Raw genomic sequence first — 25,136 nt, forward strand, 5'->3', positions numbered from 1 at the left:
TCCAAAAGAATCAGTTAGCTGCGCCTCCGCCGTCTTGTTCTTATTGTGCGTGAGCCGTTTCGTCTTGTTCTTATTCTGAGTTGCAGTGCTTGTTATTGTTCTTGTACCAGACATATAGCAGATGCCGTGCCAACTTTTGAAAATCCAATGAAACCGGGGCTTTCGTCGATTCTGGCCGGGTGCGGGGGCGGGCAAATGTAGAAATTTCGTTACCGTACGCCTCGGCGGATGTTACGCCGAAGGGCAGAGGTAACAGATTTTTGCGGGAACTGATCTGTTACCTCGGGGTGGGCGTTGGTGGTGCCGGCCCTTTCGCGGGCAAGCCCGCTCCCACAGGTATCGCACAGGGTGAGATTGCTATGGGGGCCACTGCCTTGCTGAGATTGGCCCCTGTGGGAGTGGGCTTGCCCACGCACACCGGCGCAGCCGGTGCCAGGCCACTGCATCGCCTGGTTCGCCAGCACGGCTGGAGCACGGGGTTTGAGGTGGGCTTGTTCGCGAGGTGGTCGCAAAGGCTGGGGGAACAGAGGCTGGGCAGGAGGGACCTCCTGCCCGATCAGATCAGTTGTCGCTGGTGGCGTTGCTCTTGCGGCGCGGGATGCCCAGGCGCTGGCGGCGTTCCCACAGGCATTTGCGGCTGACCCCCAGCTTGCGCGCCAGCTCGGTTTCGGTCATGTGGTCCTGGTGTTCGAGCACGAAGTGCTGGAAGTAGTCCTCCAGCGACAGGTCCTCGGTCGGCTCATGGCTGGCGCTGTTGGTACCGTTGCCGACCAGCGCCGGCAGGCTGTCGAGCCCAACGTCGTCGTCCAGGTCGCTCAGCTCGATATCGATGCCCAGCAAGTCAGCGGAAATTTCCGCACTCTCGCTGAGGATCACCGCGCGCTCCACGGCGTTCTCCAGCTCGCGCACGTTGCCCGGCCAGCTGTAGTGACGAATGGCTTGTTCGGCTTCATGGGAGAAGTGCAGGTCGTCGCGGCCGACCCGCGCGCTCTGGCGGGCGAGGAAGGCATTGGCGATTTCGTTGACGTCGCTGCCACGTTCGCGCAGGGCCGGCAGCTTCAGGGCGATCACATGCAGGCGGTAATACAGGTCTTCGCGGAACTGCCCGGCCTTGGCCAGGTTCTTCAGGTCTCGGTGGGTCGCGGCAATCAGGCGCACATCGACCTTTTGCGACTGCACCGAGCCGACCCGGCGGATCTCGCCTTCCTGCAGCACGCGCAGCAGGCGGGCCTGGGCCTCCAGTGGCAGTTCGCCGATCTCGTCGAGGAACAGCGTGCCGCCGTCAGCGGCCTCGACCAGGCCCGCCCGCCCGGCGCTGGCGCCGGTGAACGCGCCTTTTTCGTGGCCGAACAGTTCGGATTCGATCAGGGTTTCCGGGATCGCCGCGCAGTTCACCGAAATCATCGGCGCCTTGGCCCGGCGCGACAGGTTGTGCAAGGCCCGGGCGACCAATTCCTTGCCGGTGCCCGATTCACCCTGGATCAGCACATTCGAGTCGGTGGGCGCGACCTTGCGAATCTTTACGAACAGGTCCTGCATCGGCGCGCAGGAACCGATGATGCCGATCTCGCCGTTGGCCGTGGCGGTTGGCTTGTCGGCGCCGGCCTTGCCATTGGCCGGCCGCGCCTCGGCGACTGGCGCCGCGGCCGGGGCATTCTGGCGGTCGCGCAGGATGCGCGCGACGGCCTGGAGCATCTCGTCGTGGTCGAAGGGCTTGGCGATGTAGTCCACCGCGCCCATTTTCATCGAGTCCACCGCCGAGCGCAGGCTGGCGTAGCTGGTCATGATCAGCACCGGGGTGCCCTGGCCGAGCTTGATCAGCTCGGTGCCGGGGGCGCCGGGCAGGCGCAGGTCACTGACGATCAGGTCGAAGGTGGCAATGCTGAAGCGTTCCTGGGCTTCCTGCACCGAGCCGGCTTCGCTGACCTGGTACTGGTTCCGTTCGAGCAGGCGGCGCAAGGCCGAACGGATGATGGTTTCGTCTTCGACGATCAGAATGTGCGGCATTGATTCAATTCTCTCGACGGTCTCGAATTTCAGGGGACGTCGCTACGACATGCCGGGGCAGGGTCACGCGGATCCGGGTACCACGTTGGCGCTCGATGTCGGCCGGGCTGTCGATGGTGATTTGCCCATAATGCTCTTCCACGATGGAATAGACCAGAGCGAGCCCCAGTCCGGTGCCTTCGCCCGGGTCCTTGGTGGTAAAGAAGGGTTCGAAGAGGCGGTCCATGATGCTTTTCGGAATGCCGCTGCCTTCGTCCTCGACGATCAGGTCCACGGTGTGCTCGCTGCTTTCGCTGCGCACGCGCACGGCGCTGCCGGGGGGCGAGGCGTCGCGGGCATTGGAGAGCAGGTTGATCAGCACCTGGGCCAGGCGTTGCGGGTCACCTTCGACCCAGTGTTGCGGGTCGCAGAGGTTGAAGAACTGTACTTCGAAATTGCGCCGGTTCAACGCCAGCAGACCAATGGCGTCCTGCGCCACTTCGGCCAGGCACACTGGCTCTTCGCTGTTCTGCTGGCTGCCGCCGGCGTGGGCGAAGCTCATCAGCGACTGGACGATGCGTGATACGCGCTTGGTCTGCTCGAGGATCTGGCTGGACAGCTCGATCAGCTCGCCGTCGCCCTCGCGCTCTTCGCGCAGGTTCTGTGCCAGGCAGGCGATGCCGGTGATCGGGTTGCCGATCTCGTGGGCCACGCCGGCGGCCAGGCGGCCGATGCTGGCCAGGCGCTCGGAGTGCACCAGCTTGTCTTCCAGGGCCTGGGTTTCGGTCAGGTCTTCGACCAGCAGCACCAGGCCGCTGTTGCCGGGGGCCAGCGGCTCGTCGATGGCCGCCTTGTGCAGGTTGAGCCAACGTGGTTGGCCGTCGAGGGCCAGGCGTTGCTTGTGTAGGTGTTCGTCGGGCACGTTGATGAACCCTTGCAGCAGCCCGCGCCAAGGCTCGGCGATGGTCACCAGGCGTGAGCCGACCACGTGCTTGGCGGCGATCCCGGTGAGCTCTTCCATGGCCTTGTTCCACATCAGGATCTCCTGGTCCTTGGCCAGCGAGCAGACGCCCATGGGCAGCTCCTGCAAGGTCTGGCGGTGGTAGCGGCGCAGGGCGTCGAGCTCGGCGGCAAGGCCGGTCAGGCGCGAGTGGTAGTCCTCGAGGCGGCTTTCGATGAAGTGAATGTCCTCGGTGACGTAGTTTTCGTTGCCGGACTTGTAGGGCAGGAAGGTCTCGACCATGTCCTGGGCCACGCTGGGGCCCATCAGGCCGGAGAGGTTGGCCTCGATGCGGTCGCGCAGGCGGCGCAGCGCATAAGGGCGGCGCTCGTCGAAGGGCAGGTAGAGGTCGCGCAGGGCCTGCTCGACTTCCTTCTGCGCGGCCTTGGCGCCCAGCGGCTTGGCCAGCTGGGTGGCGAACTCCTGGGGCGAGGCGGCGTGCAGTTCGCGGCGTTGCGGCCGGCGCACGTTGTCCACCGCGCAGGCCTCGGCGGCGCTAACTTCTTCGCTGCTGGCGTTGGTGAACAGCGAGATCAGGGTGAACAGCAGGACGTTGGCCGCCAGCGAGGCGATGGCCGCCATGTGCCAGCTGGTGTCGTCCAGCACGTAGATCATGTCCAGCAGCGGGATGTAGAAGCCCTGCAGATTGCCCAGCAGCGGCAGCAGCATGGTCACCATCCACACCAGGGTGCCGGCCAGCAGGCCGGCGATGAAACCGCGGCGGTTGGCGGTCGGCCAGTACAGCACCGAGAGTACGCCGGGCAGGAACTGCAAGGTGGCGACGAAGGCGACGATGCCCAGGTTGGCCAGGCTCTGGTGGTTGCTCTGGGTGAGGTAGAAGATGAAACCGGCGGTGATGATGGCGACGATCAGCGCCCGGCGTGTCCACTTCAGCCAGCGGTAGATGTTGCCTTCGGCTGGTGGCTGGTACAGCGGCAGCACCAGGTGGTTCAGGGCCATGCCCGACAGGGCCAGGGTGGTGACGATGATCAGGCCGCTGGCGGCCGACAGCCCGCCGATGTAGGCCAGCAAGGCCAGTGCCTGGTTGTCGGCGGCAATGCCCAGGCCCAGGGTGAAGTACTCGGGGTTGGTGCTGGCGCCCAGGCGCAGACCGGCCCACAGGACCAGCGGCACGGCCAGGCTCATCAGCAGCAGGAATAGCGGCAGGCCCCAGCTGGCGCTGACCAGCGCGCGGGGGCTGAGGTTTTCGGTGAAGGCCATGTGGTACATGTGCGGCATGACGATCGCTGAGGCGAAGAACACCAGCAGCAAGGTGCGCCACGGGCCTTCCTGCAAGGGCGTGTGCAGCGCGGCGAGGGCGGTCTGGTTCTGCAGCAGCCAGACCTCCAGGCCATGGGGGCCGCCGAACACGCCATACAGCGCGTACAGGCCGATACCGCCCAGGGCCACCAGCTTGATCACCGATTCGAAGGCGATGGCGAACACCAGGCCCTCGTGCTTTTCGCGGGTGGCGATATGGCGCGAGCCGAAGAAGATGGTGAACAGGATGATCAGCGCGCAGAAGGCGAAGGCTACCCGTGCCTTGACCGGCTCGCCGGTGAGGATGCTGATCGAGTCGGCCACTGCCTGGATTTGTAACGCCAGCAACGGCAGCACACCGATCAGCATGATCACCGTGGTCAGCGCGCCGGCCCAGGTGCTGCGAAAGCGAAACGCCAGCAGGTCGGCCAGCGACGAGAGCTGGTAGGTGCGGGTGATCTTGAGGATCGGGTAGAGCAACACTGGGGCCAGCAGGAACGCGCCGGACACCCCGAGGTAACAGGCGAGGAAGCCGTAGCCATACTGGTAGGCCAGGCCGACCGAGCCGTAGAAGGCCCAGGCACTGGCGTAGACGCCCAGCGACAGGGTGTAGGTCAGGGGGTGGCGAATGACCGCGCGCGGGATCAGCCCGCGTTCGCTGATCCAGGCCACGCCGAACAGCACCAGCAGGTAGGCGGCGCTGATCAGGATCATCTGGGTCAGGCTAAAGCTCATCGGCATCTCGTTGGCTCTGCAGGATGAAGGTGACGACGATCAGGATCAGCCAGAGCAGGTAAGGGCGATACCAGGCTCCGGTCGGTTCGATCCACCAGTCCATGATGGCCGGGGAGAACAGGTAGATCCCCACGACCAGAAGCAGGACCAAACGATAGATGTACATGCTGGCCTCGAGGGTTGGGCGCTGCGGGTTTGGACTTATTATTGGCGCAAATGATGGCGGCGATGCTAGCGGGAATCGGTGGTGTTCGCCAAGGGTTTGAATTTGTTCGGCTTTTGATCTTTGTGAAACGCAGGGCTTGCTGTCTTGCGCGGTCCCTGTAGGAGCGGCCTTGTGTCGCGATGGGGCGCGTAGCGGCCCCAGGTTTTCAGTGTTTCCTCAGATATTGCCGGGGCTGCTTTGCAGCCCATCGCGACACAAGGCCGCTCCTACAGGGACCGCGTAGGCCGGTCGGACCAGGGCATTAATGCAGTTCAGCCTCGGGCACTGTCATTTGCCGGGCAATATTCTCCGGCCGCCACTGCTGCCTGGCCACGGCAAGCACCTCGGCCGGGCTGGCGCCCGCCAGCGCCGGATCGGTCTGCTGGCCAAGCGCGCGCAGCGCCCGCAACAGCAACGGCGTTGCCTGGTCAGCATCCAGCGGCGGCGAACGGTACGACTTGCCCAGCTTGTGCCCGTCGGGCTGCACGATCAGCGGAATATGCAGGTAGCGCGGTTGGGAAAAACCCAGCAACTCCTGCAGGTACAGCTGGCGTGGCGTGTTGTCGAGCAGGTCGGCCCCACGCACGATATCGGTGACGCCCTGCCAGGCATCGTCCAGTACCACCGCCAGCTGGTAGGCATAGAGCCCATCGCGACGCTGGATGACAAAATCGCCCACCTCGCGGCCCAGGTGCTGTTCGAACGGGCCCTGGACGCGGTCGCTGAAGCGGTAGATCAGCTCCGGTACTCGCAGGCGGATCGCCGCGCCTTCGCGGGCATGGCCGGCATTGCGGCAAAAGCCCGGGTAGATGCCGTTGTGGCCTTCGAGTTGCTTGCGCGAGCAGGTGCAGGCGTAGGCCAGGCCCATGTTGAACAGGCGCTCGACCACTGCGGCGTAGGCGTCATGGCGCTGGCTCTGGAACACCACTTCGCCATCCCACTCCAGCCCGTAGCGCTCCAGGGTCTGCAGGATCGCGTCACGGGCGCCGGGCATTTCCCGGGGTGGGTCGGTGTCTTCCATGCGCAGTAGCCAGCGGCCACCGACCGCGCGGGCATCGAGCCAGGAGGCGAGGGCGGCGACCAGCGAGCCGAAGTGCAGGAAACCACTGGGGGTGGGGGCGAAGCGGCCGATGTAGCGGGAGTCGGTCATGGATTGCGCAGCTATATAAATGAAAACGGGGCGCATGATGCGCCCCGCTCGGGTGGGAAAAGGATCAGCCTTTGCCGACGGTCTTTTCCTTCTTCTCCGCGATTTCCTTGCAGTCGAAGCACAGGTCGGCGGTAGGGCGGGCCTCGAGGCGACGCAGGCCGATCTCGATGCCACAGGAGTCGCACCAGCCGTATTCGTCGTCCTTGATCTTGTCGAGGGTTTTGTCGATCTTCTTGATCAGCTTGCGCTCGCGATCGCGGTTGCGCAGCTCCAGGGCGAATTCTTCTTCCTGGCTGGCACGGTCGGCCGGGTCGGGGAAGTTGGCTGCTTCGTCCTTCATGTGGTCCACGGTGCGATCGACACTGACCATCAGCTCGCCTTTCCAGGCATTAAGGAGCTTGGTGAAGTGTTTTTTCATGGGCTCGCCCATGTACTCCTCACCCTTGGTCTCTACGTAAGGCTCGACACCGTACATGGTCTGGACTTTTTGCTTTTCTACGGTGGACATGAATAGACCGCCTCTCACTCATCTGATCCAATGCGCAGGCTTGCTTCCATCTCCGGCGCCCGCCGGCCCTGCGACTGCGAGCCGCCGAACTTACCAGATAGATCCAGGGTGCGCTACCCCGCCCTATGCCTGCTATTGACAGCGGCGCGGGCGGCACGTTCGCAGGCCCGCACAGGTAGAATCACCAGTTTAGACCTAATTGAGAGAAGGCCCATGGCTCAGCCACACAGTGCGCGCAGTCGCGCCATCGAACCCTTCCACGTGATGGCCCTGCTGGCGCGCGCCAACGAGCTGCAGGCCGCCGGCCACGACGTGATCCACCTGGAGATCGGCGAGCCCGACTTCACCACCGCCGCGCCGATCGTCGCCGCCGGCCAGGCCGCCCTGGCCGCCGGGCATACCCGCTACACCGCGGCCCGTGGCCTGCCGCAGCTGCGTGAGGCGATCGCCGGGTTCTATGGTCAGCGCTACGGTGTCGACCTCGACCCCGAGCGCGTACTGATCACCCCGGGCGGCTCTGGTGCGCTGTTGCTGGCCAGTAGCCTGCTGGTCGATCCAGGCAAGCACTGGCTGCTGGCCGACCCAGGCTACCCGTGCAACCGCCACTTCCTGCGCCTGGTCGAGGGTGGCGCGCAGCTGGTGCCGGTGGGGCCGGACGTCAATTACCAACTGACCGCCGACCTGGTCGAGCGCTATTGGGACAAGGACACGGTCGGTGCCCTGGTGGCCTCGCCGGCCAACCCGACCGGCACGGTGCTCGACCGTGACGAGTTGGCCAGCCTGTCCATGGCCACCCGCGAGCGCCATGGGCACCTGGTGGTCGACGAGATCTATCACGGCCTGACCTACGGCATGGACGCGCCCAGTGTGCTGGAAGTGGACGACCAGGCGTTTGTCCTGAACAGTTTTTCAAAATATTTCGGCATGACCGGCTGGCGCCTGGGTTGGCTGGTGGCGCCGCCATCGGCGGTCGGCGACCTGGAAAAGCTGGCACAGAACCTCTACATCAGTGCCCCGAGCATGGCCCAGCATGCCGCGTTGGCCTGCTTCGAGCCGCAAACCCTGGCGATTCTCGAAGAGCGCCGCGCCGAGTTCGCCCGGCGTCGCGACTACTTGCTGCCGGCCCTGCGGGCACTGGGCTTCGGCATCGCCGTCGAGCCCCAGGGGGCGTTCTACCTGTATGCCGATATCAGCGCGTTCGGTGGCGATGCCTTCGCGTTCTGCCGGCATTTCCTCGAGACCGAGCACCTGGCCTTTACTCCGGGCCTGGATTTCGGTCGCCACCAGGCCGGCCACCATGTGCGGTTTGCCTATACCCAGAGCCTGCCGCGCCTGGAAGAGGCGGTGCAGCGTATCGCCCGTGGCTTGCAGAGCTGGCAGGGCTGAGCATGCTGTTTCCCGAACTCGAACAAGCGCGCTTGCTGCGTCGCTACAAACGCTTCCTGGCCGATATCGAACTGGCCAATGGCGAGCAACTGACCATCCACTGCCCGAACACCGGCTCCATGCTCAACTGCATGCGCGAGGGCGGGCAGGTCTGGTTCAGCCGCTCCAACGACCCCAAGCGCAAGCTGCCCGGCACCTGGGAAATCAGCGAGACGCCCCAGGGCCGGCTGGCCTGCGTCAATACCGGGCGAGCCAACGCGGTGGTCGAGGAGGCACTGCGTGCCGGGCTCATCAGCGAACTGGCCGGCTTCATCACGCTCAAGCGCGAAGTGCCCTACGGCGAGGAGCGCAGCCGGATCGACTTCTATCTGGAGTTCGCTGACGGCAGCAAGGCCTATGTCGAGGTCAAGAGTGTGACCCTGGGTTATCCGGACACGCCGGTGGCGGCCTTCCCCGACGCCGTTACCCAGCGCGGCGCCAAGCACCTGCGCGAGCTGGCGGCCCTGGCTCGGCAAGGGATTCGCGCGGTGCAACTGTATTGTGTGAACCTGACCGGCATAGAGGCGGTGCGCCCGGCCGAGGAAATCGACGCCGCCTACGCCCAGGCGTTGCGCGCCGCGGTGGCGGAGGGTGTCGAGGTGCTGGCCTATGGCACGCGCCTGGATGCCCGGCAATTGGTCATTGATCGCCCGTTGCCGGTATTGCTGACCCGCTGAGCCAGATGCCCTGGCTGTCTTCCTGGCAGCCCAGGACATCCAGCCATTGGCCCTCGCACGGGCCGGCCACGCATTCGCCACTTTCTATAAGGAACAACGCCCCGTGATGGGCGCAGTGGATCAGGCTCGCGCTGTCGTCGAGGAACCGCTCCGGTGCCCAGTTGAGCGGGATGCCCCGGTGCGGGCAACGATTGCGATACAGATGGACCTTGCCTTGGCGGCGCACGCCGAACAGCGGCTCGCCAGCTACGCTGAAGGCGCGGCTGTGGCCTTCGGCGAGGTCGCTGGAGGCGCAGAGAAAATGCATGGGCAGGGCTTCTTCCGGTCAAGTCGTGTGACAAAGGGATGGCTTGACGCTTCAATGCGAATAATTATCAAATTGCCGCATGCGTCGCGCCAGGCTGTCTATGGTGCGCAACTGCGCCGCCGGCCACAAGGTTGGCGACCTGCCTTCTGTAAAGGAACCCGATGATGCGCCGTCCCGCTGCCCTGATCGCCTTGTGTGCCGGTCTTGCCCTGACTACCCAGGCCCTGGCCACCGAACTGCCGCAACGCTGGGTCAGTGCCGGTGGCGCCCTCAGCGAGTGGATCAGTGCCCTCGGTGGTGAGCAGCGCTTGGTCGGTGTCGATACCACCAGCCAGCACCCGGAGTCGCTCAAGACCCTGCCAAGCATCGGTTACCAGCGGCAGCTGTCCGCCGAGGGCATCCTCAGCCTGCGCCCGGATGTGCTGGTGGGCACTGAAGAAATGGGACCGCCGCCGGTGCTGGCGCAGATTCGCAAGGCCGGCGTGCGTGTCGAGCTGTTCTCCAGCAAGGCCGAGATCGACGCGGTGGACGAAAACCTCAAGCACCTGGGGGCGCTGCTGGGCAGCCAGCAGAAGGCCGCCGAACTGGCTGACGACTATCGCCAGCAGCTGGCGCAACTGCACAAACAGGTCGAACAGGCCCAAGCCGGGCAGCAAGCGCCGGGCGTGCTGCTGCTGGTCGGCCATGCGGGTGCCAAGCCGATGATTGCCGGGCAAGGGACTGCCGGTGACTGGGTGGTACGCCAGGCGGGCGGTCGCAACCTGGCCGACCACCAGGGCTACAAGAACTTCTCGGTGGAGGCCCTGGCAGCGCTGAATCCGGATGTGGTGGTGTTCTCCGACCGGGCCCTGAGCGGCGAACAGGCCCTGCAGGCGCTGATCAAGGAAAACCCGGCACTGGCAACCTCGCGGGCAGTGCGTGACAAGCGCTTGGTGTCTCTCGACCCGACACTGCTGGTTGGCGGCCTGGGCCCGCGCTTGCCGGCGACACTGCATGAGCTGGCGGCCAGCTTCTACCCTGCGGCCAAGGCCAGTCTCACCCCATGAGGCAGCGGGTCCAGCCGCGCACGCTGTTCATCGTCCTGGCCCTGTTGTGCTTGCTGGCGGTCTGGCTGTCGCTGGCGCTGGGGCCGGTCAGTTTGCCGCTGTTCGACACCTTGCGCGCCGGGCTGCGGCTGCTTGGCGTGCCGGTGGCGGGTGAGGGCTTGGAGCAGGCCGAAATGATCCTGGGCCAGATCCGCCTGCCGCGCACCTTGCTGGGGCTGGCGGTGGGCGCGGTGCTGGCGTTGTCGGGCGTGGCGATGCAAGGGCTGTTTCGCAACCCTCTGGCCGATCCGGGATTGGTGGGCGTGGCCAGTGGTGCGGCGCTGGGCGCGGCAGTGGCGATTGTCGGCGGCAGTTGGCTGGGAGGCATCCCTGAGTGGTTCGCGCCCTATCTGCTGTCGCTCTGCGCGTTCGTCGGTGGTCTGGGGGTGACCGCGATGGTCTATCGCTTGGGCCGGCGCGACGGGCAGACCAATGTCGCCACCATGCTGCTGGCCGGTATCGCCATGACCGCGCTGGGTGGCTCGGCGGTGGGCCTGTTCACCTACCTGGCCGATGACGCCACCCTGCGCACCCTGACGTTCTGGAACCTGGGCAGTCTCAATGGCGCCAGTTACGAGCGCCTGTGGCCGTTGCTGCTGGTGGCGGCGGCGGTGGCGCTGTGGTTGCCGCGTCGGGCCCAGGCGCTCAATGCCTTGCTGCTGGGTGAGTCGGAGGCCCGCCACCTGGGGATCGAGGTGGAGGCGCTCAAGCGCGAACTGGTGTTCTGCACCGCCCTGGGGGTCGGCGCGGCGGTGGCCGCTGCCGGGTTGATCGGCTTCATCGGCCTGGTGGTGCCGCACCTGGTGCGCCTGGTGGCCGGCCCGGATCACCGAGTGTTGCTGCCTGCGTCGTTGCTGGCCGGCGGTACGCTGCTACTGTTCGCCGATCTGATCGCGCGCCTGGCGCTGGCGCCTGCGGAACTGCCAATCGGTATCGTCACGGCCTTCATCGGTGCGCCGTTCTTCCTGTTCCTGCTGGTGAAGGTGCGCAACTGATGCTCGATGTCCAAGGCCTGTCTCTAGTGCGCGGCGGCACTGAAGTACTGCGCGATATCAACCTGACCTTGCAGCCTGGGCGGATCCTTGGCGTGCTTGGGCCCAATGGTGCTGGCAAGAGCAGCTTGCTTGGCGTGTTGTGTGGTGAGTTGGCCCCCGCTGCCGGGCGTGTGCAGCTCGATGGGCGCGCGCTGCACGAGTGGGCTGGGCAGGAACGTGCCCGGCGCCTGGCGGTATTGCCGCAGGCCTCCAGCCTGGGGTTCGCCTTCAGTGTCGAGGAGGTGGTCGGCCTGGGCCGCCTGCCCCATGCCAGTGGTCGTCAGCGCGACGCCGAGATCGTTGCCGCAGCGCTGGCGGCGGCGGATGCACAGCACCTGGTGGCGCGCAGCTACCTGGCGCTCTCTGGAGGCGAGCGCCAGCGTGTGCACCTGGCCCGGGTGCTGGCCCAGCTGTGGCCGGGCGAGGCCGGCACCACGCTGTTGCTTGACGAGCCAACCTCCGCGCTTGATCCGTTGCACCAGCACACTACCCTGCAAGCCGTGCGCGACTTCGCCGACCGTGGCGCGGCGGTGCTGGTGATCCTGCATGACCTCAACCTGGCGGCGCGCTACTGTGACCATATCCTGCTGCTGGAGCAGGGCCGTTGCCATGCGCTGGATACCCCCGAGCAGGTGTTGACCCCGGTGGCGCTGCGCGCGGTGTTCGGTATCGATGTGCTGGTGCAGGCGCACCCGGAGCGCGGCCATCCGTTGATCATCACTCGCTAGGGTCTGTACGAAATGTGTCTGCGCGAAGGCCAGACAAGGCGAAACAGGGGGAGGAAGCGGAGAGTACTGGAGTACATGAGCATTCCGAGCCCTGTTTCAACGCAGTATGGGCGAGTGCAGATACATTTCGTACAGAGCCTAGGAGCCTGAGCCATGCGCCATCCTCTGTTGTCCTGCATACCGATCTGCCTGGCGCTGGTCTTGGCGGGCTGCCAGGCCAGCCTGCCACCGCTGCCGGCCTGGCAGAGCAGCGAAGGGCGCGACAGCGCGCAGTTGGGGCAGATCCGCGAGTTGTCCACAGGCAGGCTGCTGAACCCTGAGCAACTGGTCGAACGGCTGGCCGTCGCACCTCGGGTACTGGTGGGCGAGAAGCACGACAACCCTGATCAGCATGCCTTGCAGCTCTGGTTGTTACAGGCACTGGACAGCCGCAGGCCCCAGGGCAGCCTGCTGCTGGAAATGCTCGAGCCCGGCCAGCAAGCAAGGGTCGACGCACAAAAGGGCGGGCTCCCGGCGGACCTGCCCAAGGCGCTCGACTGGCAGGCCGGCTGGGACTGGAATCTGTATGGGCCGATCGTGCGCGAAGCCTTGGCGCGACCCTACCCACTGCTGGCCGCCAACTTGACGCCCGTGGACATCAAGCAAGCCTACCGCCAACCCTCGACACCGCCAGGCTCGCGGTCCAATGCGCCTGCCGTGGTACAGGCGCTGGGCGAGTACGTGCGCGCAGGCCACTGTGACCTGCTGCCGGCAAGCCAGTTGCCAGCGATGCTCAGTGTTCAGCAGCAGCGTGACCGGCGCATGGCCGAGCGTCTGCTCGACGCGCCGCAACCGGCCATGTTGTTCGCCGGTAGCTTCCATGCGCGCAAGGACCTTGGCGTGCCCCTGCACCTGATCGACCTCGGCGCCCAGGGTGAAAGCCTGGTGTTGCTGCTGGCGGAGGTTGGCGAGGTGATCGAGCCAGCCATGGCCGACTACGTCTGGTATACCGCGGCGCTCCCGGCACAGGACTACTGCGCCCAACTGCGCAAGGCCCCTTGAAGCGCAGGCAAAAAAAGACCCGGCAAAGTGCCGGGTCAATAACCGTGATTAGCCTGATGAGGAGATAATCTGAGCGTCCGAACCAGGGAGCATTCAGTTTATCCAACCAGTCTCGCGACCGGTTGTGATAATCATAACGATTCTCATTTCGTAGTCAATGCCTTTTGCCAAATTATTTTTCGCTTTTCTGCGCCTGGCTCTTGGCATCGAGTTGTTGATTGAGCGCCTCCTTGCGTTCGGCCGGCAGGTCGTTCCAGTGCAGGTCCAGCAGGGCCCCCTCGATGGCGTACAGCAACACCTTCGAAGCCCGAAAACCCCGCGTTCTCACCGCCTGATAGGCACCCACCGCGCCGAGCCGGCGCAAGTCCGATGCACTGTGGATCCCGACGGCGTGCAGCCATTGCGCGGAGGTCTTGCCAAGGTTTTTCAGATGCTGCAATTCATCGTTCATCGAGCCTCCTTGCGATGGCTGAACGGGTCGTGGGGATAAATCGCGAGCAGGTCAGTGAGGAGTGTAGCGGGGGTTGGAGATTGCGCGGCCTTTTGCCATCTGTCGGCGACGGGATGCTGCCTGGCGGTCGATCACAAGCTGTGCCAGCCCCCTGTGGGAGCGGGTTTACCCGCGAAGCAGGCGCTGCGGTGTGTGGCACCGGCGTTGCCGGTGTTCGCGGGCAAGCCCGCTCTCACAGGGATCGCGCCATATCAAGGCATCCGGGCAAGTCAGATGTCCCCGCAGTGTCAGGTCGGCAACAGCTGCTCAGCGAGCGCCGCGATAACGCATCCGCGTGCCGAACTTCACCGACATCAGGATTTCGTCGGCACTCAGCTCGGCAGGGAAGTAGGTCCCGGAAATCTGCGCATGCGCCAGGCTTGCGCCTTCCAGGCCGTTTTCGCGCAAGTCCAGTCCGCGCAGGTCGGCGGCGCGGAAGTAAGCGTCGGTGAAATCGATGCCCTTCACATCCAGGTCGCGCAGGTCCAGCCCACGGAAATCACCACCGCGAAAATCAATGGACGGGTGTGCGGCCTTGACCCGGTTGAACTCGGCGATCTTCTCGTCGCGCACCAGGGTGAACAGCAGGTTATCCAGCTGACGGGGTTGGTTCATGGTGGCGCCTCCTCCGTGGGGTGTGATGATATTGTAATGCCATCACTGGAGGGGCGCCGGACTTCAGACGTGAACTGTCGACTGCTTCACGCCTTGGGGTTCAAAGGCCGGGCAGGCGTTGGCGAATCTGCTCGATCACCTTGTTCATATTGCTGGCGTCCTGGGTGTCGACGCGGGTGCTTTGCGCCAGTTCTTCGGCATCCAGCGGCTCGCGGCTGGCCTGTTGCGCCTGGATCACTTCCAGGGTGGCATCCGACGGGTCGATGGCTTCGGCCTGGCGCTGAGCCAGCCAGCTGGCGATCACCGCGTCGGGCGCCTGGCAGTCGAGAATCAGGAACGGCACGCCGGTTTCGCTGGCGACCTGCGCCGCCGCCTTGCGCTGGCCTTGCTTGAGGTAGGTGGCGTCGATCACGACCGGGAAACCAGCGTGCAGGATGGTCGCGGCCAGTTCATGCAGGCGCTGGTAGGTAGCGGTACTGGCTTCTTTATCGTAGATGCCGGCCTCGAGCTGACCTGCGTTGTCTGCCGATTGCTTGCCGAACAGGCGCTTGCGCTCGACATCCGAACGCACGCGGACTGCGCCCAGCGCTTCGACCAGGCGCATGGCCACGTGGCTCTTGCCCACCGCCGAGACGCCCTCGGTGATGGCCAACAGGCGCGAGGGGATGGCGCTGTAGCTTTCGGCAAGGTTGGCGTAGTTGCGGTAGGTGCGCAGGGTGGTGGCGCGCTGCACGCCGTCGGCATCGGGCGCCAGGCTGAACAGCGCGACCTTGGCCCGCACCAGGGCGCGGTAGGCCTTGTAGAAGTTCAGCAGCTCCAGGCCTTGGTAGTCACCGGTCAGCTCCAGGTACTGGCTGATGAAACGCCGCGACAGGCACTTCAGGCCGCGGTCCTCAAGGTCCATGGCCAGGAAGCCGACGTCGGCGTAGACGTCGGTCAGGCGGAACGGCTCGTTGAACTCGATGCAGTCGAAGATCACCACCTTGCCGTCGATCAGGGTGGCGTTACCCAGGTGGATGTCGCCGTGGCATTCACGGATGAAACCATTGGCCTTGCGCGCCTCGAGCAGGCTATGCAGGCGCTTGAAGCTGTCCTGGGCCCAGGCTTGCAGGTTGTCCAGTTGTTGCAGGTCGGCCTTGTCGGTGAGGAATGGACGGATCTGCTCGAAGTTTTGCTCCACCGGCGCCATGACCGCATCCGGGGTGCCCAGCGGATGTTCGACCGACACTTTCGGCGCCTGCAGGTGGAACTCGGCGATCTGCCGGGCCATCTGGTCGATGTGGCCGGCGTTCAGCTCGCCATTGGCCTGCAGGGTGCTGAGCATCTGGTCCTGGGGGAACTGGCGCATCTTCAGCGCGTACTCGATCGCCGGGCCTTCGCCACCGATCTGCGGGGCCTCGACACTGCCGGTGATCGGCAGCACTTCCAGGTACAGGCCTTCGGTCAGGCGCTGGTTCAGGCGCAGTTCTTCGTTACAAAAATGCCCGCGCTGGTCGAGGCCGGTGAAGTCGAGGAAGCCGAAGTTCATCGGCTTCTTGATCTTGTAGGCGTATTCGCCAGTGAGCAAAACCCAGGAGATGTGCGTCTCGATGAGCTGGAAGCCCGCGACGGGGTGCGGATAGAGGGCGGGGTTCTGCAGCGCGCTGATCAGGGCTTGGCTCACGGATCATCCTTTACGGGTCAGGGAATTCGAATCGGACATTATGGTCAATGGTGCCGTCCCTGCAAACCGCCGAGGGGCGCCTGCCCCCCATTTCCAAAGTGCGTATAATCCGCCGCCATGACACGAACCCGAAATTCCCGCACTCCTCAAAAACGCCCGTCCGGCCGCTCCCGCGCCTGGCTGGGCTGGGCGCTCAAGCTCAGCCTGGTCGGCCTGGTGGTGATCGCCGGTTTCGCGGTCTACCTCGATGCCACCGTCCAGGAAAAGTTCTCTGGCAAGCGCTGGACCATTCCTGCCAAGGTGTATGCCCGGCCGTTGGAGCTGTTCGTCGGCCAGAAGCTGAGCAAGAACGACTTCCTCACCGAACTCGATGCCCTGGGTTATCGCCGCGAAAGCGTGGCCAACGGCCCGGGCGCCGCGTCGGTCAATGGCAACAACGTCGACCTCAACACCCGCGGCTTCCAGTTCTATGAAGGTATGGAGCCGGCGCAGTTCGTGCGCGTGCGTTTCTCCGGCGACTACGTCGCCGGCCTGAGCGGCGCCAATGGCGGCAAGCTCGATGTGGTGCGCCTCGAACCGCTGATGATTGGCGGCATCTACCCGAAGAACCTTGAAGACCGCATTCTGATCAAGATCGACCAGGTGCCGCCGTACCTGGTGGAAACCCTGATCGCCACTGAGGACCGCGATTTCTACAGCCACTTTGGCGTGTCGCCCAAGTCCATCGCCCGTGCCGTCTGGGTCAACACCTCGTCCGGCGCCATGCGCCAGGGTGGCAGTACTCTGACCCAGCAGTTGGTGAAGAACTTCTTCCTTACCAATGAGCGCAGCCTCAGCCGCAAGCTGACCGAGGCGATGATGTCGGTGCTGCTGGAAATGCACTACGACAAGCGCGAAATCCTCGAGGCCTACCTCAACGAAGTGTTCATCGGCCAGGACGGCCAGCGCGCGGTGCACGGTTTCGGCCTGGCCAGCCAGTTCTTCTTCAGCCAGCCGCTGCAGGAGCTCAAGCTGCACCAGATCGCCTTGCTGGTGGGCATGGTCAAGGGCCCGTCCTACTACAACCCGCGGCGTTATCCCGAGCGCGCCCTGCAGCGTCGCAACCTGGTGCTCGACCTGCTCGCCGAGCAAGGCGTGGCGCCCCAGGAGGTCGTCGACGCGGCGAAGAAAATGCCGCTGGGCGTGACCAAGCGCGGCAGCCTGGCCGACAGCTCGTTCCCGGCCTTCCTTGACCTGGTCAAGCGTCAGCTGCGCCAGGACTACCGCGACGAGGACTTGACCGAGGAAGGCCTGCGCATCTTCACCAGTTTCGACCCGATCCTGCAGATGAAGGCCGAAACCGCCATGAGCGAGACCTTCAAGCGCCTTGCTGGACGCAAGGGCGCCGATGAGGTGGAGTCGGCGATGGTCGTGACCAACCCGGAAACCGGTGAAGTGCAGGCGCTGATCGGCAGCCGCCAGTCGGGCTATGCCGGTTTCAACCGCGCCATCGACGCGGTGCGGCCGATCGGCTCGCTGGTCAAGCCGGCGGTGTACCTGACCGCGCTGGAGCAACCCAGCAAATTCACCCTGACCACCTGGGTGCAGGACGAGCCGTTCTCGGTCAAGGGCGCCGATGGCCAGGTCTGGCGGCCACAGAACTATGACCGCCGCCCCCACGGCACCATCTACCTGTACCAGGGCTTGGCCAACTCCTACAACCTGTCGACCGCCAAGCTCGGTCTGGAAGTAGGTGTGCCCAACGTGATCAAGACCATCGGTCGGCTGGGCGTTCAGGTCGAGTGGCCGGCGTTCCCGTCGATGTTGCTGGGCGCTGGTGGCATGTCGCCGATGCAGGTGGCGACCATGTACCAGACCATTGCCAACGGCGGCTTCAACACGCCGATGCGCGGTATCCGCAGCGTGCTCACCGCCGAAGGCGAGCCACTCAAGCGCTACCCGTTCCAGATCCAGCAGACCTTCGACCCGGGTTCGATCTACCTGGTACAGAACGCCATGCAGCGGGTGATGCGCGAAGGCACCGGCCGCTCGGTATACAGCCAACTGCCAAGCTCGCTGACCTTGGCCGGCAAGACCGGCACCAGCAACGACTCGCGTGACAGCTGGTTCTCCGGCTTCAGCCAGGATCTGCTGGCGGTGGTCTGGCTGGGCCGCGACGACAACGGCAAGACCCCGTTCACCGGTGCCACCGGCGCGCTGCAGGTGTGGACCAGCTTCATGAAGAAGGCCGACCCGCTGCCGCTGGACATGCCGCAACCGGACAACGTGGTGCAGGCCTGGATCGACCCGTACAGTGGCCAGGGCTCCGACGGCAGCTGTCCGGGAGCGGTGCAGATGCCGTATATTCGCGGCAGTGAACCACCCGCTGGCGCCACCTGTGGTGGCGAGCAGAACCCGGCCGAATCGGTGATGGACTGGGTCAAGGGCTGGATGAATTGAGCGCGAGCTTTTGAAGAGGGTGTGAAGTGAACAAGTGGTGGATTCCTGCCTTGACCGCGGTGGCCGTACTGCACGGCTGTGCCAGTGTCCCGCGTGGCAACATTCCGGTGGTGGATTCGAGCACCCGGGTTTCCGACAACGAGCGGGTCATGGCCAAGCGCAACGCGGCCTACCCGACCAGCGGCGGCAGTAACCAGGCCCAGGCATTGCCGGAAGACTCCGGTGTTACCGTGATGATTCCGCAGGGCACTGGCGGCGCGCCGATCCAGTCGTTCCCGGCCGGTAGCAGCGCCGCACCGATCAGCACCGGCCCGATCACCCCGGGCCCGGTCAGCAGCGGGCCGATCAGCACCAACCCCAACCCGATCGCCGACGAGCCCTTCGACATTGCCTCGATGAGCAAGCCGGCGCCGGTCACCAGCGCGCCCACGGGTATTCCGCGCGCCAGTGGTGGCTTGTCTGCCGACGAGCAGCTCGACGGCCCAGTGCTGGCGCTGCTGACCACCGCCCAGCAACAACAGGGCAGCGGTGACTTCAACGGTGCCGCCTCCAGCCTGGAGCGGGCCCAGCGCATCGCCCCGCGTGAGCCGCAGGTGCTGTTCCGCCTGGCCCAGGTACGCCTGTCCCAGGGCGATGCGGCGCAGTCCGAGCAACTGGCCCGCCGCGCGCTGACCTACGCCAACGGGCGCCCCGACCTGCAGGCGCAACTGTGGAATACCATTGCCCAGGCCCGCGAGAAGCAGGGTGACAGTGCCGGCGCGGCCCTGGCGCGGCAGAAAGCGCGGGTCAACCTGTGATGGAGCAACGCATCCTCGATATCGCCGACCAGCTGCTGCTGATCGAGCAGGAACTCAAGGTCCAGGGCTGGTGGAGCGAGGCCGCGCCCAGCGCCGAGGCGCTGGCCAGCGTCGAGCCGTTCGCGGTGGACCGCCTGAGCTTCGAACAGTGGCTGCAATGGATCTTCCTGCCGCGCATGCGGGTGATCCTCGAGCATGGCCATCCACTGCCCAACGCCTCCGGCATCCTGGTGATGGCCGAGACGGTGTTCGTCGATCGTCCGGAACAAAGCCGCGAGCTACGGCGCTTGCTCGCAACTTTTGATCAATTGATCGGGCCTGGCGCCTGATTTCTACCGTTTTTCCTTTAAGGGCCGCAGATTGTGGCCCTTTTTTATGGAAATCTTATTGTTCCTGCTGCTGCTAACGGCATTAGTGGTGGTGAGAATTCATCTTGATGAAAAACTGGCAATAATTTCTCTTGACTTGTGAGCGCCGAATCACAAGAATCGAGCTTCCGCTGTAGAGGGACTGCCAGAAGCAGACCCGCTAAGCAGATCATGAGGCGCACACCCGCGCCGACTTGCTACACCCCGCAACGCGTTACCTCGCGCTGGGTGGGAAAGCCCGCAACACACCAGGGTATTCCCAATACTTGCTCAGTCAGTGCTGACGTTCGCTCATGCTCTGCTTGGCAGTAAACCTAATAAGACCCGCTCAGTGAGGGCGGTATTCTGGCGTTTTAGAGGTGAACAACGTGGAGCTCTTATCCGGCGCTGAAATGGTCGTCCGCTTTTTGCGCGACGAAGGCGTTAAGCACATCTACGGGTACCCTGGCGGTGCTCTCCTGCATGTTTACGATGCCTTGTTCAAAGAACCGGAAGTCCAGCACATCCTGGTTCGCCACGAACAGGCTGCCACCCATATGGCGGACGGATACGCCCGTGCCACCGGCAAGGCCGGCGTGGTACTGGTGACTTCCGGTCCAGGCGCGACCAATGCCATCACCGGCATTGCCACCGCTTACATGGATTCCATCCCGATGGTCATCCTGTCTGGCCAGGTGCCCAGCACCATGGTCGGCACCGATGCCTTCCAGGAAACCGACATGATCGGTATCTCGCGGCCGATCGTGAAGCACAGCTTCATGGTCAAGCATGCCTCGGAAATTCCTGAAGTCCTGAAAAAAGCCTTCTATCTGGCGCAATCCGGCCGTCCCGGTCCGGTGGTGGTCGACATTCCAAAAGATATGACCAACCCGGCCGAGAAATTCGAGTACATCTACCCGAAAAAGGTCAAACTGCGCTCGTACAGCCCGGCCCTGCGCGGCCACTCCGGGCAGATCCGCAAGGCAGCCGAAATGCTCCTGGCGGCCAAGCGCCCGATCGTCTACGCCGGTGGCGGGGTGATCCTCGGCGGTGGCTCCGAAGCCCTCACCGAAATCGCCAAGTCGCTGAACCTGCCGGTCACCAACACCCTCATGGGCCTCGGTGGCTTCCCGGGTACCGACCGCCAGTTCCTCGGCATGCTTGGCATGCACGGCAGCTATACCGCCAACATGGCCATGCACAACGCCGATGTGATCTTCGCCGTTGGCGCGCGCTTCGACGACCGCGTGGTCAATGGTCCGGCCAAGTTCTGCCCGAACGCCAAGATCATCCACATCGACATCGACCCTGCGTCGATTTCGAAGATGATCAAGGCCGATGTGCCGATCGTCGGCCCCGTCGAGAGCGTGCTCAGCGAAATGCTCGCCATCCTCAAGGAAATCGGCGAGCAGCCCGACAAGGCGGCGCTGGATGCCTGGTGGAAGCAGATCGACGAATGGCGCGGTGATGGCGAGCTGTTCCCCTACGACAAGGGCGACGGCAACATCATCAAGCCGCAACAGGTCATCGAGACCCTGTGCGAAGTGACCAAGGGCGATGCCTTTGTCACCTCCGACGTCGGCCAGCACCAGATGTTCGCGGCGCAGTACTACCGCTTCAACAAACCCAACCGCTGGATCAACTCCGGTGGCCTGGGCACCATGGGCTTCGGTTTCCCGGCGGCCATGGGCATCAAGCTCAACTTCCCCGACCAGGATGTGGCCTGCGTCACCGGTGAAGGCAGCATCCAGATGAACATCCAGGAGCTGTCCACCTGCATGCAGTACGGCCTGCCGGTGAAGATCGTTAACCTGAACAACGGCGTGTTGGGCATGGTCCGCCAGTGGCAGGACATGGCCTACAACGGTCGCCACTCGCACTCCTACGTCGAGTCGCTGCCGGACTTCGTCAAGCTGGCCGAGGCCTATGGCCATGTGGGGATCCGCATCACCAGCCTGAAGGACCTCAAGCCCAAGCTCGAGGAAGCCTTCGCGATGAAGGATCGCCTGGTGTTCATCGATATCGCGGTGGACCGCACCGAACACGTCTATCCGATGCAGATCAAGGACGGTTCGATGCGCGACATGTGGCTGAGCAAGACGGAGCGTACCTGATATGCGGCATATCATTTCCCTGCTGCTGGAAAACGAACCCGGTGCCTTGTCTCGCGTGGTCGGCCTGTTCTCCCAGCGCAACTACAACATTGAAAGCCTGACCGTGGCACCGACCGAAGACCCGACCCTGTCGCGTCTGACGCTGACCACCGTTGGCCATGACGAGGTGATCGAGCAGATCACCAAGAACCTGAACAAGCTGGTCGAAGTGGTCAAGCTTGTCGACCTGTCGGAAAGCGCTCACATCGAGCGTGAACTGATGTTGGTCAAGGTCAAGGCCACCGGTGCTCAGCGCGCCGAAATCAAGCGCACCACGGATATTTTCCGTGGCCAGATCGTCGATGTGACCGCCAGCGTGTACACCGTGCAACTGAGCGGCACCAGCGACAAACTGGACAGCTTCATTCAGGCCATCGGTACCGCATCGATTCTCGAAACCGTGCGCAGTGGAGTCACCGGCATTGCCCGTGGCGACAAAGTGCTCAGCATCTAACTTCAAAAATTAGCGATGGCTCCACTGGGGCCGAGATATAACAGGGGTGTTTCATGAAAGTTTTCTACGATAAAGACTGCGACCTTTCCATCATCCAGGGCAAGAAAGTCGCCATCATCGGCTACGGCTCCCAAGGTCACGCCCAGGCGTGCAACCTGAAGGACTCCGGTGTGGACGTCACCGTCGGTCTGCGTAAAGGTTCGGCCACCGTTGCCAAGGCAGAGGCCCATGGCCTGAAAGTCGCCGACGTCGCCAGCGCCGTCGCCGCCGCCGACCTGGTCATGATCCTGACCCCGGACGAATTCCAGGGCCAGCTGTACAAGAATGAAATCGAGCCGAACATCAAGAAAGGCGCCACCCTGGCCTTCTCCCACGGTTTCTCGATCCACTACAACCAGGTCGTGCCGCGCGCCGACCTCGACGTGATCATGATCGCGCCGAAGGCCCCGGGCCACACCGTACGTTCCGAGTTCGTCAAGGGTGGCGGTATCCCTGACCTGATCGCCATCTACCAGGACGCCTCGGGCAACGCCAAGAACGTCGCCCTGTCCTACGCCGCTGGCGTCGGTGGCGGCCGCACCGGCATCATCGAAACCACCTTCAAGGACGAGACTGAAACCGACCTGTTCGGCGAGCAGGCTGTTCTGTGCGGCGGTACCGTCGAGCTGGTCAAGGCCGGTTTCGAAACCCTGGTCGAGGCGGGCTACGCCCCAGAGATGGCCTACTTCGAGTGCTTGCACGAGCTGAAGCTGATCGTCGACCTCATGTACGAAGGCGGTATCGCCAACATGAACTACTCGATCTCCAACAACGCCGAGTACGGTGAGTACGTCACCGGCCCTGAAGTTATCAACGAAGAATCCCGCAAGGCCATGCGCAATGCTCTGAAGCGCATCCAGGACGGCGAGTACGCGAAGATGTTCATCAGCGAAGGCGCTACCAACTATCCTTCGATGACCGCCAAGCGTCGCAACAACGCCGCCCACGGCATCGAGATCATCGGCGAGCAACTGCGCTCGATGATGCCGTGGATCTCGGCCAACAAGATCGTCGACAAGACCAAGAACTGAGTCTTGCGTCGATAAATGAAAAACGCGGCTTCGGCCGCGTTTTTTCGTTTGCGCGGTCAGCTTCTGGTATAAAGCGACCAGTGGCTCGCTATCAGAACCGTTGTCCCGAGCCCATGTCGAACATATTCCACCCTGTTGCAAGGTACTTTTCATGAGCGAACGTCCCGAAGAGCCGAACAAGCCCTCCGACGCCGAAAGCCTGCTACCTGTCGATGAGCACGTTGAGGAAGGTCACGATGCCGAAGGGCGCAAGGTGCGTCACCGCGGTATCTATCTGCTGCCCAACCTGTTCACCACCGCGAACCTGTTCGCCGGCTTCTATTCCATCATCAGCTCGATGAGCGCGCAGAGCGCCCTGAGCGCCGGTGACCCGCGCGAGGCGAGCAAGTATTTCGCCTTCGCCGCCATCGCCATCTTCGTCGCCATGGTCCTCGATGGTCTCGATGGTCGCGTAGCACGCATGACCAACACGCAAAGCGCATTCGGCGCCGAGTACGACTCGCTGTCGGACATGGTCGCCTTCGGCGTGGCCCCGGCCTTGCTGGCCTTCGGCTGGGCGCTGGGTGACATGGGCAAGGTCGGCTGGATGGTCGCGTTCATCTATGTAGCTGGTGCGGCACTGCGCCTGGCGCGCTTCAACACCCAGGTCGGCACGGCCGACAAACGCTACTTCATCGGCTTGGCCAGCCCGGCCGCGGCCGGCGTGGTGGCCGGTACCGTGTGGGCTTTCAGCGACTACGGCATCCAGGGTTCGAAGCTGTCGTTCCTGGTGGCGTTGCTGGTCGCCGCCGCCGGCATGCTGATGGTCAGCAACATCAAGTACAACAGCTTCAAGGAGCTCGACCTCAAGGGGCGCGTGCCTTTCGTCGCGATCCTCGCGGTGGTGCTGGTGTTCGCCGTGGTGTTCAGCGATCCACCACGCATCCTGCTGCTGATCTTCCTGGCCTATGCTGCCTCGGGGCCGATCCAGTTCCTGTTGCGGGCGCGCCGTCGCAAATCCTGACAAGGATTTAATCGCGGAATAACCTGCCGGCTCCATAGTCTTACGTGTACATCAGTGACCCGTACTGTGGAGCCGCCATGCTCATCAAGCTTCCCCGATCGTCCGACTGCAAAGCATCGGAGATCACCCCCGAACATCTCTACCTCTCTCGTCGCACGTTGCTGGGCGCTGGCCTGGCGGGTATCGCCCTGGGCGGATTGCCACGCTTGAGCCTGGGGGCAGAGATGTCCCGCTACGCCGATGTCGAGGCAGGGAGCGCCCCAGGCTGGTTCGGCGACAAGCTGGCCAGTGCCCGCTGGCAGGCGGTAACGGTCAGCGGCGAGGCGATCACGCCATTCAAGGATGCCACCCACTACAACAACTTCTATGAGTTCGGGCCTGACAAGGGCGACCCGGCGGCCAATGCCGGCAGCCTCAAGACCGAGCCGTGGAGTCTGGTGGTCGATGGTGAAGTGGCCAAGCCCGGTCGCTATGCACTGGAAGATTTCATCAAGCCTTATCAGCTCGAGGAGCGCATCTACCGGCTGCGCTGCGTCGAAGCCTGGTCGATGGTCATCCCGTGGTTGGGGTTTCCGTTGGCCGAGGTGCTCAAGCAGGTGGAGCCGACTTCGAAGGCGCGCTATATCCGCTTCGAAACCCTGCAGGATCCGCAGCATATGCCGGGTCAACGTTCCGGTTTCGCCCTGATCGACTGGCCCTATGTGGAAGGGCTGCGCCTGGATGAAGCGATGAATCCACTGGCGATCCTGGCGGTGGGCATGTATGGCCGTGAATTGGCCAACCAGAACGGCGCACCGCTAAGGTTGGTGGTGCCGTGGAAGTATGGCTTCAAGAGCATCAAGTCCATCGTGCGCATCAGCCTGGTGGCGGAACAGCCGCATACCACCTGGCAAGGGCTGGCGCCGGAGGAGTATGGCTTCTATGCCAACGTCAATCCGACGGTGGACCACCCCCGCTGGACCCA

Annotated in this window: 23 protein-coding genes (1 of these 23 cut by a window edge); 14 read left to right on the top strand and 9 right to left on the bottom strand. The window is 64.0% G+C overall.

What is annotated here, in order from left to right; genetic code table 11:
• Positions 1 to 561: 561 nt before the first annotated feature.
• From HU772_RS03595 to dksA, 5 genes are all read right to left on the bottom strand, one after another.
• Positions 562 to 2,007: a sigma-54-dependent transcriptional regulator gene (locus tag HU772_RS03595; RefSeq protein ID WP_186656810.1), complete on the bottom strand. Its 1,446-nt coding sequence runs from the start codon at positions 2,005 to 2,007 to the stop codon at positions 562 to 564.
• Positions 2,008 to 2,011: 4 nt separating this feature from the next.
• Positions 2,012 to 4,987 (bottom strand): sensor histidine kinase, encoded by a 2,976-nt coding sequence (locus HU772_RS03600; RefSeq protein ID WP_186656808.1) that lies wholly within the window; start codon positions 4,985 to 4,987, stop codon positions 2,012 to 2,014.
• Positions 4,971 to 5,147: a hypothetical protein gene (locus HU772_RS03605; protein WP_003250005.1), complete on the bottom strand. Its 177-nt coding sequence runs from the start codon at positions 5,145 to 5,147 to the stop codon at positions 4,971 to 4,973. The genes HU772_RS03600 and HU772_RS03605 overlap by 17 nt, the downstream gene beginning before the upstream one ends.
• A gap of 301 nt (positions 5,148 to 5,448) precedes the next feature.
• Positions 5,449 to 6,336 carry a tRNA glutamyl-Q(34) synthetase GluQRS gene (gene gluQRS, locus HU772_RS03610; RefSeq protein ID WP_186656800.1) on the bottom strand — a complete coding sequence of 296 codons (888 nt, stop codon included), beginning with the start codon at positions 6,334 to 6,336 and terminating at the stop codon, positions 5,449 to 5,451.
• Between the two features lie 64 nt (positions 6,337 to 6,400).
• On the bottom strand, positions 6,401 to 6,844 hold the full coding sequence (gene dksA, locus HU772_RS03615; protein ID WP_186656798.1) for an RNA polymerase-binding protein DksA: 444 nt from the start codon (positions 6,842 to 6,844) through the stop codon (positions 6,401 to 6,403).
• A 213-nt stretch (positions 6,845 to 7,057) separates the two neighbouring features.
• On the opposite strand from dksA, the gene HU772_RS03620 reads away from it, so the two are divergent.
• Positions 7,058 to 8,230 (top strand): pyridoxal phosphate-dependent aminotransferase, encoded by a 1,173-nt coding sequence (locus HU772_RS03620; protein ID WP_186656791.1) that lies wholly within the window; start codon positions 7,058 to 7,060, stop codon positions 8,228 to 8,230.
• Between the two features lie 2 nt (positions 8,231 to 8,232).
• Positions 8,233 to 8,946, top strand: a complete 714-nt coding sequence (gene sfsA, locus HU772_RS03625; RefSeq protein ID WP_186656789.1) for a DNA/RNA nuclease SfsA — start codon at positions 8,233 to 8,235, stop codon at positions 8,944 to 8,946.
• Here the strand turns inward: sfsA and HU772_RS03630 are convergent.
• Complete coding sequence (locus HU772_RS03630; RefSeq protein ID WP_186656787.1) at positions 8,909 to 9,253, bottom strand: Rieske (2Fe-2S) protein; 345 nt, start codon at positions 9,251 to 9,253, stop codon at positions 8,909 to 8,911. The genes sfsA and HU772_RS03630 overlap by 38 nt on opposite strands.
• A 161-nt stretch (positions 9,254 to 9,414) precedes the next feature.
• On the opposite strand from HU772_RS03630, the gene HU772_RS03635 reads away from it, so the two are divergent.
• The 4 genes from HU772_RS03635 (at position 9,415) to HU772_RS03650 (ending at position 13,141) form a co-directional block, all read left to right on the top strand.
• Entirely contained in the window at positions 9,415 to 10,299 is an 885-nt protein-coding gene (locus tag HU772_RS03635) for a heme/hemin ABC transporter substrate-binding protein (protein WP_186656785.1), read from the top strand.
• Positions 10,300 to 10,349: 50 nt separating this feature from the next.
• Positions 10,350 to 11,333, top strand: a complete 984-nt coding sequence (locus HU772_RS03640; protein WP_186657394.1) for a FecCD family ABC transporter permease — start codon at positions 10,350 to 10,352, stop codon at positions 11,331 to 11,333.
• A complete protein-coding gene (locus HU772_RS03645) occupies positions 11,333 to 12,100 on the top strand; it encodes a heme ABC transporter ATP-binding protein (protein ID WP_186656783.1) in 768 nt (255 codons plus the stop codon). The genes HU772_RS03640 and HU772_RS03645 overlap by 1 nt, the downstream gene beginning before the upstream one ends.
• A gap of 153 nt (positions 12,101 to 12,253) precedes the next feature.
• Positions 12,254 to 13,141 carry a ChaN family lipoprotein gene (locus tag HU772_RS03650; protein ID WP_186656781.1) on the top strand — a complete coding sequence of 296 codons (888 nt, stop codon included), beginning with the start codon at positions 12,254 to 12,256 and terminating at the stop codon, positions 13,139 to 13,141.
• Between the two features lie 172 nt (positions 13,142 to 13,313).
• On the opposite strand, the gene HU772_RS03655 is transcribed toward HU772_RS03650, so the two are convergent.
• From HU772_RS03655 to HU772_RS03665, 3 genes are all read right to left on the bottom strand, one after another.
• Positions 13,314 to 13,592 (bottom strand): TfoX/Sxy family protein, encoded by a 279-nt coding sequence (locus tag HU772_RS03655; RefSeq protein WP_186656766.1) that lies wholly within the window; start codon positions 13,590 to 13,592, stop codon positions 13,314 to 13,316.
• A gap of 306 nt (positions 13,593 to 13,898) precedes the next feature.
• On the bottom strand, positions 13,899 to 14,246 hold the full coding sequence (locus HU772_RS03660; RefSeq protein WP_186656764.1) for a pentapeptide repeat-containing protein: 348 nt from the start codon (positions 14,244 to 14,246) through the stop codon (positions 13,899 to 13,901).
• Between the two features lie 100 nt (positions 14,247 to 14,346).
• Positions 14,347 to 15,909, bottom strand: coding sequence for a bifunctional aminoglycoside phosphotransferase/ATP-binding protein (locus HU772_RS03665; protein WP_186656762.1), 1,563 nt, complete (start codon positions 15,907 to 15,909; stop codon positions 14,347 to 14,349).
• Positions 15,910 to 16,026: 117 nt separating this feature from the next.
• Here HU772_RS03665 and mrcB point away from each other — a divergent pair, with 117 nt between their 5' ends.
• The 8 genes from mrcB to msrP all read left to right on the top strand — a co-directional run.
• Positions 16,027 to 18,348 carry a penicillin-binding protein 1B gene (mrcB, locus tag HU772_RS03670; protein WP_186656760.1) on the top strand — a complete coding sequence of 774 codons (2,322 nt, stop codon included), beginning with the start codon at positions 16,027 to 16,029 and terminating at the stop codon, positions 18,346 to 18,348.
• Between the two features lie 26 nt (positions 18,349 to 18,374).
• Positions 18,375 to 19,145: a tetratricopeptide repeat protein gene (locus HU772_RS03675; RefSeq protein ID WP_186656758.1), complete on the top strand. Its 771-nt coding sequence runs from the start codon at positions 18,375 to 18,377 to the stop codon at positions 19,143 to 19,145.
• Positions 19,142 to 19,474, top strand: coding sequence for a YqcC family protein (locus tag HU772_RS03680; RefSeq protein ID WP_186656756.1), 333 nt, complete (start codon positions 19,142 to 19,144; stop codon positions 19,472 to 19,474). Before HU772_RS03675 ends, HU772_RS03680 begins: the two co-directional genes overlap by 4 nt.
• A 407-nt stretch (positions 19,475 to 19,881) precedes the next feature.
• Positions 19,882 to 21,606 (top strand): acetolactate synthase 3 large subunit, encoded by a 1,725-nt coding sequence (locus tag HU772_RS03685; protein WP_186656754.1) that lies wholly within the window; start codon positions 19,882 to 19,884, stop codon positions 21,604 to 21,606.
• A gap of 1 nt (position 21,607) precedes the next feature.
• Positions 21,608 to 22,099, top strand: coding sequence for an acetolactate synthase small subunit (ilvN, locus tag HU772_RS03690; RefSeq protein WP_003250040.1), 492 nt, complete (start codon positions 21,608 to 21,610; stop codon positions 22,097 to 22,099).
• 53 nt (positions 22,100 to 22,152) lie between these two features.
• On the top strand, positions 22,153 to 23,169 hold the full coding sequence (gene ilvC, locus HU772_RS03695) for a ketol-acid reductoisomerase (RefSeq protein WP_038706849.1): 1,017 nt from the start codon (positions 22,153 to 22,155) through the stop codon (positions 23,167 to 23,169).
• A 151-nt stretch (positions 23,170 to 23,320) separates the two neighbouring features.
• On the top strand, positions 23,321 to 24,172 hold the full coding sequence (gene pssA, locus HU772_RS03700; protein ID WP_028691215.1) for a CDP-diacylglycerol--serine O-phosphatidyltransferase: 852 nt from the start codon (positions 23,321 to 23,323) through the stop codon (positions 24,170 to 24,172).
• Positions 24,173 to 24,249: 77 nt separating this feature from the next.
• On the top strand, positions 24,250 to 25,136 hold the 5' portion of the coding sequence (msrP, locus tag HU772_RS03705) for a protein-methionine-sulfoxide reductase catalytic subunit MsrP (RefSeq protein WP_186656752.1). It continues 127 nt past the right edge of the window; only the first 887 of its 1,014 coding nucleotides appear in the window; its start codon is at positions 24,250 to 24,252; its stop codon lies off the right edge, out of view.

It is taken from the genome of Pseudomonas xantholysinigenes, assembly GCF_014268885.2.
GTDB classification, from domain to species: domain Bacteria; phylum Pseudomonadota; class Gammaproteobacteria; order Pseudomonadales; family Pseudomonadaceae; genus Aquipseudomonas; species Aquipseudomonas xantholysinigenes.

Coding starts and splice junctions, on each gene's coding strand:
- mrcB (WP_186656760.1), top strand. CDS start 16,027: ATGACACGAACCCGAAATTCCCGCACTCCTCAAAAACGCCCGTCCGGC.
- HU772_RS03600 (WP_186656808.1), bottom strand. CDS start 4,987: ATGCCGATGAGCTTTAGCCTGACCCAGATGATCCTGATCAGCGCCGCC.
- HU772_RS03620 (WP_186656791.1), top strand. CDS start 7,058: ATGGCTCAGCCACACAGTGCGCGCAGTCGCGCCATCGAACCCTTCCAC.
- HU772_RS03635 (WP_186656785.1), top strand. CDS start 9,415: ATGATGCGCCGTCCCGCTGCCCTGATCGCCTTGTGTGCCGGTCTTGCC.
- sfsA (WP_186656789.1), top strand. CDS start 8,233: ATGCTGTTTCCCGAACTCGAACAAGCGCGCTTGCTGCGTCGCTACAAA.
- dksA (WP_186656798.1), bottom strand. CDS start 6,844: ATGTCCACCGTAGAAAAGCAAAAAGTCCAGACCATGTACGGTGTCGAG.
- HU772_RS03630 (WP_186656787.1), bottom strand. CDS start 9,253: ATGCATTTTCTCTGCGCCTCCAGCGACCTCGCCGAAGGCCACAGCCGC.
- pssA (WP_028691215.1), top strand. CDS start 23,321: ATGAGCGAACGTCCCGAAGAGCCGAACAAGCCCTCCGACGCCGAAAGC.
- ilvC (WP_038706849.1), top strand. CDS start 22,153: ATGAAAGTTTTCTACGATAAAGACTGCGACCTTTCCATCATCCAGGGC.
- HU772_RS03605 (WP_003250005.1), bottom strand. CDS start 5,147: ATGTACATCTATCGTTTGGTCCTGCTTCTGGTCGTGGGGATCTACCTG.
- gluQRS (WP_186656800.1), bottom strand. CDS start 6,336: ATGACCGACTCCCGCTACATCGGCCGCTTCGCCCCCACCCCCAGTGGT.
- HU772_RS03645 (WP_186656783.1), top strand. CDS start 11,333: ATGCTCGATGTCCAAGGCCTGTCTCTAGTGCGCGGCGGCACTGAAGTA.
- HU772_RS03655 (WP_186656766.1), bottom strand. CDS start 13,592: ATGAACGATGAATTGCAGCATCTGAAAAACCTTGGCAAGACCTCCGCG.
- ilvN (WP_003250040.1), top strand. CDS start 21,608: ATGCGGCATATCATTTCCCTGCTGCTGGAAAACGAACCCGGTGCCTTG.
- HU772_RS03650 (WP_186656781.1), top strand. CDS start 12,254: ATGCGCCATCCTCTGTTGTCCTGCATACCGATCTGCCTGGCGCTGGTC.
- HU772_RS03660 (WP_186656764.1), bottom strand. CDS start 14,246: ATGAACCAACCCCGTCAGCTGGATAACCTGCTGTTCACCCTGGTGCGC.
- HU772_RS03595 (WP_186656810.1), bottom strand. CDS start 2,007: ATGCCGCACATTCTGATCGTCGAAGACGAAACCATCATCCGTTCGGCC.